This window comes from Streptomyces sp. NPDC001493 (assembly GCF_053597235.1).
The window spans coordinates 269,968-283,354 of sequence record NZ_JBSFHV010000001.1 but is presented as its reverse complement, the minus strand read 5'-3'; the positions used below and the strand labels follow the sequence as shown (position 1 = coordinate 283,354).

The window sequence follows — 13,387 nt, the reverse complement described above, 5'->3', positions numbered from 1 at the left end:
GGTCCGGCAGGTGCCCCGCCGGACCCGTGTGCCGACCGCCGCGAGGTGGCTTGTACGTTGCGCGACGGGGTCCGTCTCCGCACCCTCCTGCTGGTTCCGCACGGGACCGGGCCGTGGCCGGCCCTGATGACCCGTCACCCCTACGACGTGGCGCGTGAGGAGCGGGAGGGGATGCTCGACGTCGGGCGCCTCGTCGCCGCCGGTTACCTCGTCGCGCTCCAGGACGTACGGGGCCGCTTCGGCTCCGAAGGGGACTTCGCCCCCTGCGCGCAGGAGGTGGCCGACGGCGCCGACGCCGTGGCGTGGCTCGCGGCGCGTCCCGAATGCGACGGCACGGTCGGAATGTGGGGTGCCTCCTACGCTTCGGACACCCAGGTCAGCGCCCTGTTGGGAGGCGCACCGGCGCTGCGGGCGATCGCTCCCGCGATGACGCCGGCGATGTCGGCGCTCGACGGTTTCCGGTTCCGCGGCGGGGTGCCGGAGATCGGCAGCACCCTGGCGTGGACGCACTACGCGATCGCCCCGGACATGATCGCGCGCATCGGTTCTGCCCATGGCCAAGAGGCCGAACAGGCGCGGTGGGAGGCGACCGAGCGGGCGATCGTGAGCCGTGACGCGTTCCGGGCGGGAACTCCGCACGCGGGACGGGACGTCGAGGCGATCGTCGGGTGGGGTCTGGACCGGTTGCGGGAGCCGCTCGGGTCGGCACGTCACCGCGAGGGGAAGGTCGTCGACCGGATCGACGCGGTCGACGTCCCGGTCTTCCTGACCGGCGGGTGGTTCGACGTGTTCCTCGGGTCGACCCTGGAACTCCACGGCGGCTGGTGCGCCGCGCGAAGGAGACCGGCGGGCCGCTGCCCCGCCTTCTGGTCGGCCCCTGGACGCACGACGACTTCTCGGGCCGGACGGCCGGTGTGGACTTCGGGCCGGGCGCGTCCGCCGACGGCCTCCCCGGCGGGGACCTGACCGATCAGCACATACGGTGGTTCGACGCCATCCTGCGCGCGGGTGCGGCGGAGATTCCGCCGGTGCGCGTGTTCCTGATGGGCGCGAACCGGTGGATCGAGCTGGAGGAGTTCCCCCCGCCCGGCACGCGGACGCTGGAGCTGCACCTGGACGAGGGCGGCACGCTGACGACGGGGCCGGCAGGGACCGGCGAACGGCTGCTGACCAGCGATCCCGCGTCCGCGGTGCCGACGTGCGGCGGTGCGGTACTCCTGTTCGGGCCGTTCGAGGCGGGCCCCGCCGAGCAGACGGCGATCGAGGCACGGCAGGACGTGGCCTCGTGGCGCACCGCGCCGCTCACCGCGGAACTCACGGTGATGGGCGCGGTCCGTGCCGTCGTCCACCTCGCGACCACCGGAACGGACGCGGATGTGGTCGTACGACTGTGCGACGAATACCCGGACAGCAGCAGCCGTGTCGTCACCGACGGCGTGCAGCGGGGGTCGGCGCGGTCCGTCGACCCGGTCACGGGCGCGGGCGGGAGACGTCCGTTGGAACCGGGCCGGGACCACGAGTTCACCGTGGACCTCTGGTCGACGGCGCACACCTTCATGCCGGGCCACCGGGTGCGTGTGGACATCGCGCCGAGTTCGTCGCCCCGCTGGGACATCGGGCTCAATGCCTTCGCTCCGTCCGGGGAGCCGGCGGAGCCCACCGCGGCGGAGTACACGATCCGTCATGGCGCCGCCCGCCCCAGCCGCCTCGTCCTCCAGGTCGTGACGCCTCCACCGCGATGACGCGGGCGAAGGGTCAGACCCGGCGCGGGGCGGGTCCGGTGGAGGCGCGGAGGACCAACTCCGTGGCCAGCTCCATGCGGGCGGGCGACCGGGCGCCGGCGTTCTCGCCCCGGGAGAGCTCGATCAGACGCTTGACGGCCGCGGCGCCCAGCTCGGTGCTGGGCTGTCTGACGGTCGTCAGGCCGGGGGTGATGTACTGCGCCTCGGGCAGGTCGTCAAATCCGATGACGCTGATGTCTTCGGGTATCCGCAGGCCCCGGGCGGCCACCGCGTCGTAGACGCCGAGTGCCATGGAGTCCGCGCAGGCGAAGATGCCCGTGATCCCCGGATCGCCGTCGAGCAGGGTGTGGGTGGCGGACGCCGCCTTGGCACGGTTCCATCCGCCGTGGGTCACCGACACCGTGGCGCTGCCGACGGTCGTGGTGTCGGCCGCCGCGCGGAAACCGTCGACGCGCGCCCTGCTGAAGAGGTGGCGTGCATGACCTGCGACCACCCCCATCCGCGCGTGTCCGAGGGACAGGAGGTGCTCGGCTGCCATGCGGCCGCCCTCCCAGTTCGCCACCCCGATGCTCGCCACCCCCGAGGGGGGTGTGCTCATCGGGTCGATGAGCACCACGGGGACGCCCGCGGCGAAGAGTGCGCCGAACTGACGCGACGCGGGATCGACCAATGTCCCGATCACGCCGATGGTGCGCCTTCTCAGCAACCGCGACACCCAGTCGCTGTGCGGCTCCGCGAGTGTCAGGACGACGTCGGTCCCCGCCGCCGCCGCTTCGCGTCCGACGCCGGCTATCAGCAGGTTCGCCCACGATCCCTCGAAGTGGGTGACCACGAGGTCGAGCGCCTGGGAGAGGCCGCTCTCGTCCCGTACGTTGTCGCCCCTGGCCCCGGACGGGCGGGTGTAGCCGACGGCCCGCACGGCTTCCATGACCTTCGCGCGGGTCTCCGCCGAGACGTCGGTTCCGCCTCGCAGCACCTTGGAAACGGTGGGGATGCTCGTGCCGGCGGTCTGGGCCACCAGGGACAGTGTGGGACGTGATCCGGCTGGTCGAGGCGGCATGGGGAAAGATTAGCCCAACCGCCGAAGGGGCCCGCCGGGGGCCGGGGAAGCGCTTCGGGCGGGGTCGGGCGGACTGCGGGCGGACGCACCCGGGGGTGCGCTGTCCGCCCGCACCGGGCGTCACACGGACGGCGTCGGGGCCGGGACGTACTCGAACCAGTCGAAGGCCACCGAGCCCTGGGTGGCGTACATGCCGATCACCCTGCCGGTGAAGCCGCAGGCGACCTCGGTGGACAGGTAGCGCCCGTCCAGTTCGGCGATCGGACGGGCGCCGGGGGCGTCGGGATCGCCGAGCCAGAAGGCGATGGTGTCGGGGCCCGTGGTGCCGCCGTCGGTGAGGTGGGGCGACGCGGGAACGAGGCCGGACGTCCGGATCGTCACGGTGAGGTGCAGCGGCCCGGCCGGGGCCGGCCTGCGGGCCAGGGTCTGGCGCAGTGGCCCGATCCGGGCGACGACGGAGACCTCCGCGTCCCCGGCCTCCAGCTCGTAGTGGTGGGCCTCGTCCAGGCGTACGCAGAGTCCCCCGCGTCCCGTGCCCGGGTCGATCAGGGTGCTGACGCGGCAGTCGTGGTGCTGCTGGCGGCGGCCCACGAAGGTGTACCCGGGGGTGTCCAGGGTGGGGCCGGTGGCATGGAGGACCAGCCTGCCCGGTCGCTCGGTGAGTGACCAGGAGCCCTCCGGGCGGGCGAACGGCGAGATCCAGTGCGGCGCGAGGACGTCCGCGTCGAAGTCGTCGCGGGCGGGCGGGGCCGGTACGGGGTGCCAGGCACCGCCCGGGGCCGCGTGGCTCTCGGGAACCGGCGCGACGACGGGCCAGCCGTCCTCGTCCCACTCCACGGGGGTCAGGAACGTCTCGCGGCCGAGCACGTGCACGTCGGGCGTGAAGCCGCGGGGGCGGACGCCCAGCAGTACCATCCACCAACTGCCGTCGGGGGCCCGCACCAGGTCGGCGTGGCCGGTGTTCTGGATGGAGCGGGCGGTGCCGCTGTGGGACAGCACGGGGTTGCCGGGTGCGCCCTCCCAGGGGCCGCGCGGCGAGCGGCCGCGGGCGACGGAGACGCTGTGGCCGCGTTCGGTGCCGCCTTCCGCGATCAGCAGGTACCACCAGTCGCCGATGCGGTAGAGGTGCGGCGCTTCGGGGAACTTGAGGCCGCTGCCCGACCAGGTGGGGAAGGGCCCCTCCAGCACCTCGCCCGCGACCGGGTCGATCCTGGCCGTGTTGATGCCCCCTCGGGGGCCGGAAAAGGCGCACCAGCAGGTACCGTCCTCCTCCCATGCCAGGTCGGGGTCGATCCCCGACAGGTCGATCCACACGGGGTCGCTCCACGGCCCCTCGGGCCGCTCGGCCGAGACGACGAAGTTTCCGCCCCCGTCGATGTTGGTGTTGATCACCCAGTAACGGCCGTCGTGGTGACGGATCGTGGGGGCGTAGAGGCCCCCGGACGCCTTGGCGCCGGGGAGGGGCAGCGGCAGCTGTCCGGGCCGGTCGAGCACGTTGCCGATCTGCTCCCAGTGCACCAGGTCCTTGCTGTGGAAGAGCGGCAGCCCGGGGAAGTACTCGAAGCTGGAGCACACCAGGTAATAGTCGTCACCGACCCGGCACACGCTCGGATCGGGGTGGAACCCGCTGATCACCGGGTTGTCGTACAGGTGCACAGAAACGCATCCCTTCAACCCGCCCAGCGCCGTGGGGCGAGTCCGGGCGGCGGTTCGGTTCTCGCTCGTCCGTCCGTCCCGGGCTCCGCGTGCCATGCCCCGGGGGCGACTTCGCGGGCGGGACGGCGGTCCACTCGGCACGGGCCGCCGCCGTGACGGCGGCGGCCCTCCGGGCGGTCAGCGCCGCCCCCTCGGAAGAGGAGGGCGGCGGCGGCCCCTGTCAGGACGACAGGGTCCAGCGCTGGTTGCTGCCGTTCGAGCAGGTGTAGAGCTGGAGCTGGGTGCCGTTGGCGGTGCCGGCTCCCACGGCGTCGAGGCAGAGTCCGGACTGGACACCGACCACGGACCCGTCGGAGTTGAGGCGCCACTTCTGGTTGTCCGCGCCCCAGCAGCCGTAGATCTGGATCTTGGCGCCGTTGCCGCTGCCCGCGGCGTCCAGGCACTTGTTGCCGTAGACCCGGAGCTCACCGGCGGAGGTGAGCTCCCACTGCTGGTTGGCGGCGCTGTGGCAGTCGTACAGCTGGACCGCGGTGCCGTCCGCGGTGGCGGAGTTGGGCACGTCCACGCAGCGGCCCGAACCGGCACCCTTGAGCTGTCCGCTCCGGCCGCCGTCGCCGCCGTCGCCGCCGTCGTCGCCGCCGCCGGACGAGCCGCTGTTGAGTGCGTCGAGGACGGAGCTGTAGGCGGACTTCTTGCTGCCGTCGTTGTTGAACAGCAGCGGTGTGTCCCCCGATCGCCAGGAGTCGGAGTCACGCACGCCCCAGACGGTGATGCCGAGGCAACGCGAGACGGCCAGGCAGTCGTTGACCACGTTGGCGTAGGTCGTGGCCGAGGCGCCCTGGATGTCGAGTTCGGTGACGGCCACATCGACGCCGAGGGCGGCGAAGTTCTGCAGGGTGGTGCGGAAGTTGCTGTCGTAGGGGCTGCCGCTGTTGAAGTGCGACTGGAAGCCCACACAGTCGATCGGCACGCCGCGGGACTTGAAGTCCTTGACCATGTTGTACACGCCCTGGGTCTTGGCCCAGTTCCAGTTCTCGATGTTGTAGTCGTTGTAGCAGAGCTTGGCGGACGAGTCGGCGGCGCGCGCGGTGCGGAAGGCGGCCTCGATCCAGTCGTTGCCGGTGCGCTGCAGATTGGAGTCGCGGCGGCCGCCCGAGTTGCCGTCGGCGAAGGCCTCGTTCACGACGTCCCACTGGGCGATCTTGCCCTTGAAGTGGGCCATCACACCGTTGATGTGGTCGTTCATCGCCTGGCGCAGCGAGCTGCCGCTCAGGCTCTGCATCCAGCTCGGCTGCTGGGAGTGCCAGGCCAGGGTGTGGCCGCGCACCTGCTTGCCGTTCTGCACCGCCCAGTTGTAGACGCGATCGGCGTTGCTGAAGTTGAACTGGCCCCGCTGCGGCTCGGTGGCATCGATCTTCATCTCGTTCTCGGCCGTCACCATGTTGAACTCGCGGGACGCGATCGAGGTGTACGCCGAGTCGCCGAGCCTGCCCGAGGCGATGGCGGTACCGAAGTAGCGGCCACTCTGCGCCGCGGCGGCACCCAGCGTGGTCTCGGCGGCGTGCGCGTTCGACGGTGCGACCAGTGCGGCGGACGCGCCCAGGACGCCGACGAGCAGCGCCGGCAGCAGAACGCGGAGCGGCCGGCCGAGAGCGGATCTCGGGAGGGCGTAGGAGCCCATGGCTGTGCCTCCAAAGTGGGAAATCCCGGAAGGGACGAAGCGCGGGGCGCCGCGTCGTCCGCCCTCATCCGGTCGACGGACGGGCAGGCCGGCGCATGCGCGGGTCTGTCGTACACGGATCTGTCGTGCGGCTGTGCGCGGATCTGCCGGGCGGCAGAGATCGGCCGGTGCCGACGCGGTGGGGCGTCCCGAACCACGTCCGGCGTCTCAGACAGGGATGATTGAGGTTTTGACCGTTGCTCGTCAATACCTCGCACAGAAATTGTGCGCGCTAACATTGCGAAACTTTTTAAGGTGCAGGTGAGCCCACCCACGGACGCGCGGCATGTCCACCGGTAGCCGACCCGGCCCCACTACCGGGCTTTGATCACATGGCTCGATGCCAACTTCGAGTGCTCCAGGGCGAATCCGGTCGCAGACAGATCTGCCGCACACCTTGACTGCGAGCGCTCACATTCCTAGCTTGTGGCGTCATGAGAAACCGAGCTTTTGCGAAACTTATCGAAAAGCTACGGCCTTCCCGCACCCTCGCACCGCGGCCCGTCGGGTCGTCTCACCCCACCCCCCTCCCAGGAGGTCCTTCGATGTGGTTCCGCCACGCGTTCCCGGTCCGTCCGGAACGCCTACTCGCCCTCCTCGCACCCTTGTTGCTCGTGGCCGGTTTCCTCGGTGCGCAGCCCGCCCATGCGGCGACCGTCGATTCCGGCGCCTCGTACGTTCTGGTCAACCGCAACAGCGGCAAAGCCCTGGACGTCTACAACCTGGCGACCGAGGACGGCGCCCGCATCGACCAGTGGACCCGGAACGACCAGAAGCAGCAGCAGTGGCAGTTCACCGATTCCGGTGACGGCTACTACCGCGTCAAGTCCGTCCACTCGGGCAAGGTGCTCGATGTCTACAACTGGTCCACCGCGAACGGCGGTTCGATCGTCCAGTGGACCGACCTGAACGCCACCAACCAGCAGTGGAAGCTGGCCGACAGCTCCGACGGCTACGTCCGGCTCATCTCGCGGCACAGCGGCAAGGCCCTCGAAGTGCAGGGCGCCTCCACCGCCGACAACGCGAACGTCGTCCAGTACGACGACTGGGGCGGCACCAACCAGCAGTGGAAGCTGGTCAAGGTCGGCGGCGGCGAGACCTCCGGCACGTGCGACCTTCCCTCGGCCTACCGCTGGGCGTCGACGGGCGCTCTGGCCCAGCCCAAGCAGGGGTGGGCCTCGCTCAAGGACTTCACGGTCGTCCCCTACAACGGCAAGCAGCTCGTCTACGCGACGACGCACGACACCGGGTCGAGCTGGGGTTCGATGAACTTCAGCCCGTTCACCAACTGGTCGGACATGGCGTCGGCCGGCCAGAACACGATGTCGTCCGCGACCGTCGCACCCACGCTCTTCTACTTCGCGCCGAAGAACATCTGGGTGCTCACCTACCAGTGGGGCGGGACCGCCTTCTCCTACCGGACGTCGAGCGACCCCACCAACCCCAACGGCTGGTCGTCCCCGCAGGTGCTCTTCTCCGGGAGCATCAGCGACTCCGGAACCGGACCCATCGACCAGACGATCATCGGTGACGGGACGAACATGTACCTGTTCTTCGCCGGCGACAACGGCAAGATCTACCGGGCCTCCATGCCGATCGGGAACTTCCCGGGCAGCTTCGGGTCGTCCTCCACCGTGGTCATGAGCGACTCGACGAACAACCTGTTCGAAGCGCCGCAGGTCTACAAGCTGCAGGGCCAGAACCGGTACCTCATGATCGTCGAGGCGATCGGTTCGCAGGGCCGCTACTTCCGCTCGTTCACGGCCACCGGCCTGAACGGGTCGTGGACACCCCAGGCCGCGACCGAGAGCAACCCGTTCGCGGGCAAGGCCAACAGCGGTGCCACGTGGACCAACGACATCAGCCACGGTGAACTGATCCGCACGAGCGCCGATCAGACCATGACCGTCGATCCCTGCAACCTGCAGTTGCTCTACCAGGGCCGCAGCCCCAGCTCCGGCGGCGACTACGGCCTCCTGCCGTACCGTCCGGGTCTGCTGACACTGCAGCACTGACCGGGCGGCGCGACCGGCTCGGTCACGCACCGGGCCGGTCGTGCCCTCCCCGCCTCCCCTGCCCCCACATGGGCCCCGCGTACGTCGTACGCGGGGTCCATGTCGTCGTACCGGCGGGCCCACGTGGTCGTACGCGGGGCCCCCGTACGCGCGCCCCGCCTCAGCGGATCTCCGCGAACTCCAGGAACGCGTGGAGGTCGTGGGTGGCGTCCAGGAGGCCCAGGCCGCTCACGACGACGAGGACGACCGCGGCGACCAGGAGGTGTGCCGGGCTGCGCGGGGCGGGGTTCAGCAGGGCGGCGACCCGGCGCGGCACCATGCCGGGGGCCGGGCGGTGTCCCAGGACGCCCAGGGCGGCCGCGGGCAGCCGGCGGGCGTGGCTGCGCTTCGTCGCCACCGCTGCCCGGGCGACGGTCTCGGCGACCGCGCGCCGGTCGCCGGTCTCCCGGGCGGCGCTCTCGTCCGCCCATCGCTCGACGGTGAACGCGACGGACGCGGCCAGGGGCCGCAACAGCGGATTGGCGGCGGCGGAAATCTGGGCGAGGGCGACGAACGCGTAATGGTGGTGTTCGAGGTGCGCCCGCTCGTGGGCCAGGACGATGTCGTGGCCGGCCGGGTCGAGGGCGGCGAGCATGCCGTGGGAGATCACGATGCGCCCCGGGAAGCCGGGCACGGTGTAGGCCTCGGCCCGCTGGTCGTCGGTGATGACGACGGGGTCCCGGCCGGGCAGGCAGGCCGCGTCCCGGGCGGCCGCCCACAACGCCCTGACCCGCCGGACGGCGAAGCGGAGGGTGGCCGCCGCCGCGCCCGCGAGCAGTACGGCTCCCACGGCCGTCGCGGGCCAGGCCGTCGGGTCCTGGTGGGCGATCACCTGCGGTGAGTACCCCTTGAGCGCGGAGACGAGCGGGAGCCGCACCAGCCCGGCGAGGGCGAGCAGCCCGAGAGCTGCGGTGCTCGACGCGGCGAGCAGCAGCCCGGAGACGGTCAGCAGCCAGGTCGCCAGCCGGGGTTCCAGCCGTCGGGCCAGCGGGCCCGCGCACACCCAGGCGAGTACGGGGAGCAGCAGCGGTACGTAGACGGCCAGTCGCATCGGCGTGCGGCTCCGCTACTCGTCGCCGGCGAGCAGACGGCGGAGCAGGTCTTCGTCGTCGTCGGACAGCTCGTCCACGAAGTGGGAGAGCACGGAGGCACGGTCGCTGCCCGCCTCCAGGACCTTGTGCATGTGCCGGGCGGTCAGCCCCGACTCGTCGGTGACCGGCGCGTAGGCGTAGCTGCGTCCTCGCCGCGAGCGCTCCAGGACGCCCCGGCCGTGCAGCCGGGCGAGCGTGGTGGCGACCGTGGTGTGGGCGAGCGGGGTGGTCAGTCCGGTCACCACGTCACCGGGTGTCAGGGGGCCTTCGGCGGAGTGCAGCAGCGCGAGGATCTCGGCCTCCAGCGCACCGTTCGCGCGGCGTCCGCCGCCCACCCCGACCACCTCTTGCTGATCGCCCAACGCCGTCTTCCCGCCTCGATGGTCTAGAGTCTCACTAACTTCTATTCGCGAATAGAAGTTAGTGCCCGCTCGGCCCCGCCGCTCGTTCTTCCCGAGCCGGGCCCTTCCACAGGATGCCTCATGCCCCCTCCGTCTGCCCACCGCCTCCCCCTCCGGGGCCCCCGGCGGACGGCGGCGACCGCCGCCGTGGTCTGCGCGGTCCTGCTGGCGGCTCTGGTCGTCGCGGTCGCCGTGCACCCCGCGCCCTTCGCCGCGGACACCGCCGTCCACGACTGGGCACTGGAGCACCGGCCGGTGTGGGTACGGCGGACGGCCCACGCGGTCACCGTGACGGGCAGCGGCGTGCCCGCCTACGCGCTGGCGGCCCTGGCCGGAGCCCTGGCGCACCGCACCTCGGTGTGGCGGGGCGCCGCGGCGGGGCTGCTCGCCCTGGGCTCGGCGCAGCTTCCGCGCATCGCTCTGGCCACGGCGGTGGCCAGGCCCCGGCCGCCGGCCGGGGACTGGGCGGCCTCGGCGAGCGGCTGGTCCCTGCCCTCCGGGCACACCACGACCTCCCTGGTGGTCGGAGTGCTGCTCGCCTTCGCCGTACACCGCAGGGTGCACGGCCGGGGCCGGTCCGTCCTGCTCGCGGCTCCCCCGGTCTGGGCGTTCGCGGTGGGCCTCAGCCGTGTCTGGCTGGGCGTGCACTGGCCGACCGACGTCGTGGCGGGCTGGCTCTTCGCCGCCTGCTGGACGGCGTCGGCGGCACTCCTCGTACTCCTGCGGCGGCAGCGGGCAGCGGCCCGCGCCGTCCCCCTTCCCTCGGACGAAAGGTGGCTCACGTGAGCGCCATCGGCATCGGACAAGCTGCGATCCTCGGTGTGGTGGAAGGGGTGACGGAGTTCCTGCCCGTCTCCTCGACCGGCCACCTGAAGATCACCGAGGGGCTGATGGGCATCCCCGTCGACGACGCCTCCGTCGTCGCCTTCACCGCCGTCATCCAGGTCGGCGCCATCGCCGCGGTCCTTCTCTACTTCTTCAAGGACATCGTCCGGATCGTCGGTGCCTGGGGACGCGGGCTGCGCCACCGTGACCAGCGTCACGACCATGACTACAAGTTCGCCTGGTGGGTGATCTGCGCCACCGTCCCGGTCGTCGTCGTCGGCCTCGCGGCGAAGCCGCTGATCGACGGTCCGCTCGCCTCGCTCTGGGTGGTGGCCGGTTCGCTGATCGCGGGCAGCGCGCTGATGTGGGCGGCCGACCAGATGGGCCGGCACAGGCGCGGTGAGAGCGACGCCACGTTCAGGGACGCCATGCTCGTCGGCTCTTCGCAGATCCTCGCGCTGCTCTTCCCCGGCTTCTCCCGGTCCGGCGCCACCATGTCCACCGGGCTCATCCTCGACCTGGACCGTGTGGCCGCCACCCGGCTCTCCTTCTTCCTCGGGATTCCCGCCCTCACCGGAGCCGGTCTCTACGAGCTCAAGGACGCCGTCGGCACGGGCACGGCCGTCGCCCCCCTCGTCGTCGGGACGGCGGTCTCCTTCGTCGTCGCCTACGCGTCCATCGCCTGGCTGCTGAAGTTCGTCGCCCGGCACAGCTTCAACGCCTTCGTCGTCTACCGCGTCGTCGTCGGCCTGCTCCTGTTCGCCCTGCTGGGCGCGGGGGCCTTGCACGCCTGATCCGACGACCGGTCCGACACCCGTTGCGCACGCGCGATCCGCGTCGGCACCTCCCCACCCTCCAGCACCCAGCACCAGCACCCAGCACCCAGCACCCAGGAAAGTGACCATGGCACTGGCCCTCGGCCCGCACTGGATCGACCCCGACTACCTGATCTCGACCTTCGGACTCATCGGCATCCTCGCCATCGTCTTCGCCGAGTCCGGTCTGCTGATCGGCTTCTTCCTGCCGGGAGACTCCCTGCTGTTCACCACCGGGCTCCTGGTGGCCGGGAACGAGTACCTCACCCAGCCGCTCTGGCTCGTCTGCCTGCTCGTCGCGGTCGCCGCCGTCCTGGGCGACCAGGCCGGGTACCTCATCGGCCGCAAGGCCGGACCGGCGCTCTTCCGCCGCCCCGACTCCCGGCTGTTCAAGCAGGAGAACGTCGAGAAGGCGAGCGCCTTCTTCCAGAAGTACGGTCCCCGCTCGATCGTGCTGGCGCGGTTCGTGCCGGTCGTCCGCACGTTCACGCCGGTCGTCGCCGGGGTCAGCGCCATGGACTACCGGACGTTCGTCACATTCAACGCCGTCGGCGGCACGATCTGGGGAGTCGGTGTCACGGTGCTCGGCTACTTCCTCGGACAGGTCGCCTTCGTCAAGGCGAACATCGAGCTCATCCTGATCGCCATCGTCCTGGTCTCCGTCGTGCCGATCGCCTTCGAGTACCTGCGCGCACGGCGGACCGGCCGGGCCGGGCGCGCGGGCGGCCGGTAGCACCCTGGCGGGCCGTGGGGGCGTCGGTCTCAGCGGGCGACCGTGCCCCGGGCCTCGCCCACCTCGTGGCTCATGTGGGCGAGGCCCGTGACCGTGACTCCCGCGGACAGCAACGCGGCCACGGCGACGACGAGCGCGAACGACCTGGGCCGGAGCGCGGAATGCGACGGCGGCGCGAGGAGGGCGGCGACCCGTCGCGGTACCGGACCGGATGTCACCCCGGGAGCCAGGTACGGGCGCGTGGAGCCACGGCCGTTCTGTCCGGCCAGCGCGGCACGGGCCACGGCGCGGGCGGCCAGCTTGCGGTCCCCGACCGCCCGCGCCGCCGCCTCGTCGGCCGCCCGCTCGGCGGAGAGCCGGATCGCCCTGCGCACGGCGCGCAGGGCGGGATGGCAGTGGGCGGCGATCTCCGCGACGGCGAGGAAGTAGTGGTGCCGCCCCGCGTTGTGGGCGCGTTCGTGCGCGAAGAGGACCTCCCGCTCCGGGGCTTGAAGGGTGCGCAGCATCGAGGTCGTCACCACGATGCGGTTCGGGCGGCCGGGCAGCGCGTAGGCGTCGGGGTGGGGAGAGTGGACGACGCAGAGGTCACCGGCCATCGGAAGGGACGCGGCCTGCCGGTGGGCCGCCCGAAGCGAGCGCCCGTGCCGGACGGCGGCCCGTCCGAGGGCGAAGGCGCCGACCGCGAGCGTCCCGGACGACACCGCGGCCGCGCCGACGACCATGGGCAGCGAGGGCGTGCAGAGCGGGTGGACGAGGTGTCCCATCCGGGCGAACACGGGTATGAGCAGCAGGCCGGTCAGGCTCAGGGCGCCCAGGGACACCACGCTCGCCACGGCGAGCGCCAGCGCACCCGCCGTGAGGATCCACAGTGCGGTGGCCGGGCGGGCCCACGCCATCACACGGTTCGCGGCCGGCCCCAGCAGGAACGGCAGCAGGAGCGGCACAACGAACAGTGGAGTCAGCACCTGTCGTCCTTCGGTAGGGCAGGACCTCACGCGTGTGTCACGCGTGTGCCCGGATTGATCGGTCGTCGACGACCGTCCGGACGACATGCCCCGTCCGCTCCACCGGGCCGTGTCCGGATGTCCGTTCGGCCCTGCGATCGTCGCACCTCAAGTTACCTGCCCCGCCGAGTCGCCCGGCCCGCACAGTCGCCCACCGCGAGCATTCGTCCGGCCGGAACGCCGCCTGCCCCGACGCCGCCTCCCCCGGGGCGCTGCCCACACTGCCCGCCTGCCGGGGCAAAGACCGAGCCGGGGCAGGGACCGTGCCGGGAACAGCCATGGGAGA

12 protein-coding genes are annotated in these 13,387 nt (G+C 71.7%); 6 read left to right on the top strand and 6 right to left on the bottom strand.

Features of this window, described 5'->3' with window-relative positions; genetic code table 11:
• Positions 1 to 57 precede the first annotated feature (57 nt).
• The gene (locus ACWCWD_RS01140) at positions 58 to 966 is read left to right on the top strand and encodes a CocE/NonD family hydrolase (protein WP_450769221.1); all 909 of its coding nucleotides are present in this window, start codon (positions 58 to 60) and stop codon (positions 964 to 966) included.
• A complete protein-coding gene (locus tag ACWCWD_RS01135) occupies positions 855 to 1,742 on the top strand; it encodes a CocE/NonD family hydrolase (protein WP_450769661.1) in 888 nt (295 codons plus the stop codon). Before ACWCWD_RS01140 ends, ACWCWD_RS01135 begins: the two co-directional genes overlap by 112 nt.
• Positions 1,743 to 1,755: 13 nt before the next feature.
• On the opposite strand, the gene ACWCWD_RS01130 is transcribed toward ACWCWD_RS01135, so the two are convergent.
• From ACWCWD_RS01130 to ACWCWD_RS01120, 3 genes are all read right to left on the bottom strand, one after another.
• Positions 1,756 to 2,760: a LacI family DNA-binding transcriptional regulator gene (locus ACWCWD_RS01130; RefSeq protein WP_450769220.1), complete on the bottom strand. Its 1,005-nt coding sequence runs from the start codon at positions 2,758 to 2,760 to the stop codon at positions 1,756 to 1,758.
• Between the two features lie 162 nt (positions 2,761 to 2,922).
• Positions 2,923 to 4,458 (bottom strand): glycoside hydrolase family 43 protein, encoded by a 1,536-nt coding sequence (locus ACWCWD_RS01125; RefSeq protein ID WP_450769219.1) that lies wholly within the window; start codon positions 4,456 to 4,458, stop codon positions 2,923 to 2,925.
• A 220-nt stretch (positions 4,459 to 4,678) separates the two neighbouring features.
• Entirely contained in the window at positions 4,679 to 6,139 is a 1,461-nt protein-coding gene (locus tag ACWCWD_RS01120) for an endo-1,4-beta-xylanase (RefSeq protein ID WP_450769218.1), read from the bottom strand.
• A gap of 584 nt (positions 6,140 to 6,723) precedes the next feature.
• Here ACWCWD_RS01120 and ACWCWD_RS01115 point away from each other — a divergent pair.
• Positions 6,724 to 8,193 (top strand): non-reducing end alpha-L-arabinofuranosidase family hydrolase, encoded by a 1,470-nt coding sequence (locus tag ACWCWD_RS01115; protein WP_450769216.1) that lies wholly within the window; start codon positions 6,724 to 6,726, stop codon positions 8,191 to 8,193.
• A 160-nt stretch (positions 8,194 to 8,353) separates the two neighbouring features.
• Here ACWCWD_RS01115 and ACWCWD_RS01110 read toward each other — a convergent pair whose 3' ends face one another.
• Both ACWCWD_RS01110 and ACWCWD_RS01105 read right to left on the bottom strand, forming a co-directional pair.
• Positions 8,354 to 9,283 carry a M56 family metallopeptidase gene (locus ACWCWD_RS01110; RefSeq protein WP_450769214.1) on the bottom strand — a complete coding sequence of 310 codons (930 nt, stop codon included), beginning with the start codon at positions 9,281 to 9,283 and terminating at the stop codon, positions 8,354 to 8,356.
• Between the two features lie 15 nt (positions 9,284 to 9,298).
• Complete coding sequence (locus tag ACWCWD_RS01105) at positions 9,299 to 9,685, bottom strand: BlaI/MecI/CopY family transcriptional regulator (protein WP_450769213.1); 387 nt, start codon at positions 9,683 to 9,685, stop codon at positions 9,299 to 9,301.
• 120 nt (positions 9,686 to 9,805) lie between these two features.
• Between ACWCWD_RS01105 and ACWCWD_RS01100 the strand changes: the two genes are divergently transcribed.
• The 3 genes from ACWCWD_RS01100 (at position 9,806) to ACWCWD_RS01090 (ending at position 12,097) form a co-directional block, all read left to right on the top strand.
• Entirely contained in the window at positions 9,806 to 10,510 is a 705-nt protein-coding gene (locus ACWCWD_RS01100; protein WP_450769212.1) for a phosphatase PAP2 family protein, read from the top strand.
• Positions 10,507 to 11,343 (top strand): undecaprenyl-diphosphate phosphatase, encoded by an 837-nt coding sequence (locus ACWCWD_RS01095; RefSeq protein WP_450769211.1) that lies wholly within the window; start codon positions 10,507 to 10,509, stop codon positions 11,341 to 11,343. The genes ACWCWD_RS01100 and ACWCWD_RS01095 overlap by 4 nt, the downstream gene beginning before the upstream one ends.
• A 109-nt stretch (positions 11,344 to 11,452) precedes the next feature.
• Entirely contained in the window at positions 11,453 to 12,097 is a 645-nt protein-coding gene (locus ACWCWD_RS01090; RefSeq protein WP_450769209.1) for a DedA family protein, read from the top strand.
• A 29-nt stretch (positions 12,098 to 12,126) separates the two neighbouring features.
• Here ACWCWD_RS01090 and ACWCWD_RS01085 read toward each other — a convergent pair whose 3' ends face one another.
• Positions 12,127 to 13,062, bottom strand: coding sequence for a M48 family metalloprotease (locus ACWCWD_RS01085; protein WP_450769208.1), 936 nt, complete (start codon positions 13,060 to 13,062; stop codon positions 12,127 to 12,129).
• Positions 13,063 to 13,387: the final 325 nt, after the last annotated feature.

Bases quoted from the DNA above. Each gene is read 5' to 3' on its own strand.
- ACWCWD_RS01100 (WP_450769212.1), top strand. From the start codon at position 9,806: ATGCCCCCTCCGTCTGCCCACCGCCTCCCCCTCCGGGGCCCCCGGCGG.
- ACWCWD_RS01110 (WP_450769214.1), bottom strand. From the start codon at position 9,283: ATGCGACTGGCCGTCTACGTACCGCTGCTGCTCCCCGTACTCGCCTGG.
- ACWCWD_RS01120 (WP_450769218.1), bottom strand. From the start codon at position 6,139: ATGGGCTCCTACGCCCTCCCGAGATCCGCTCTCGGCCGGCCGCTCCGC.
- ACWCWD_RS01090 (WP_450769209.1), top strand. From the start codon at position 11,453: ATGGCACTGGCCCTCGGCCCGCACTGGATCGACCCCGACTACCTGATC.
- ACWCWD_RS01115 (WP_450769216.1), top strand. From the start codon at position 6,724: ATGTGGTTCCGCCACGCGTTCCCGGTCCGTCCGGAACGCCTACTCGCC.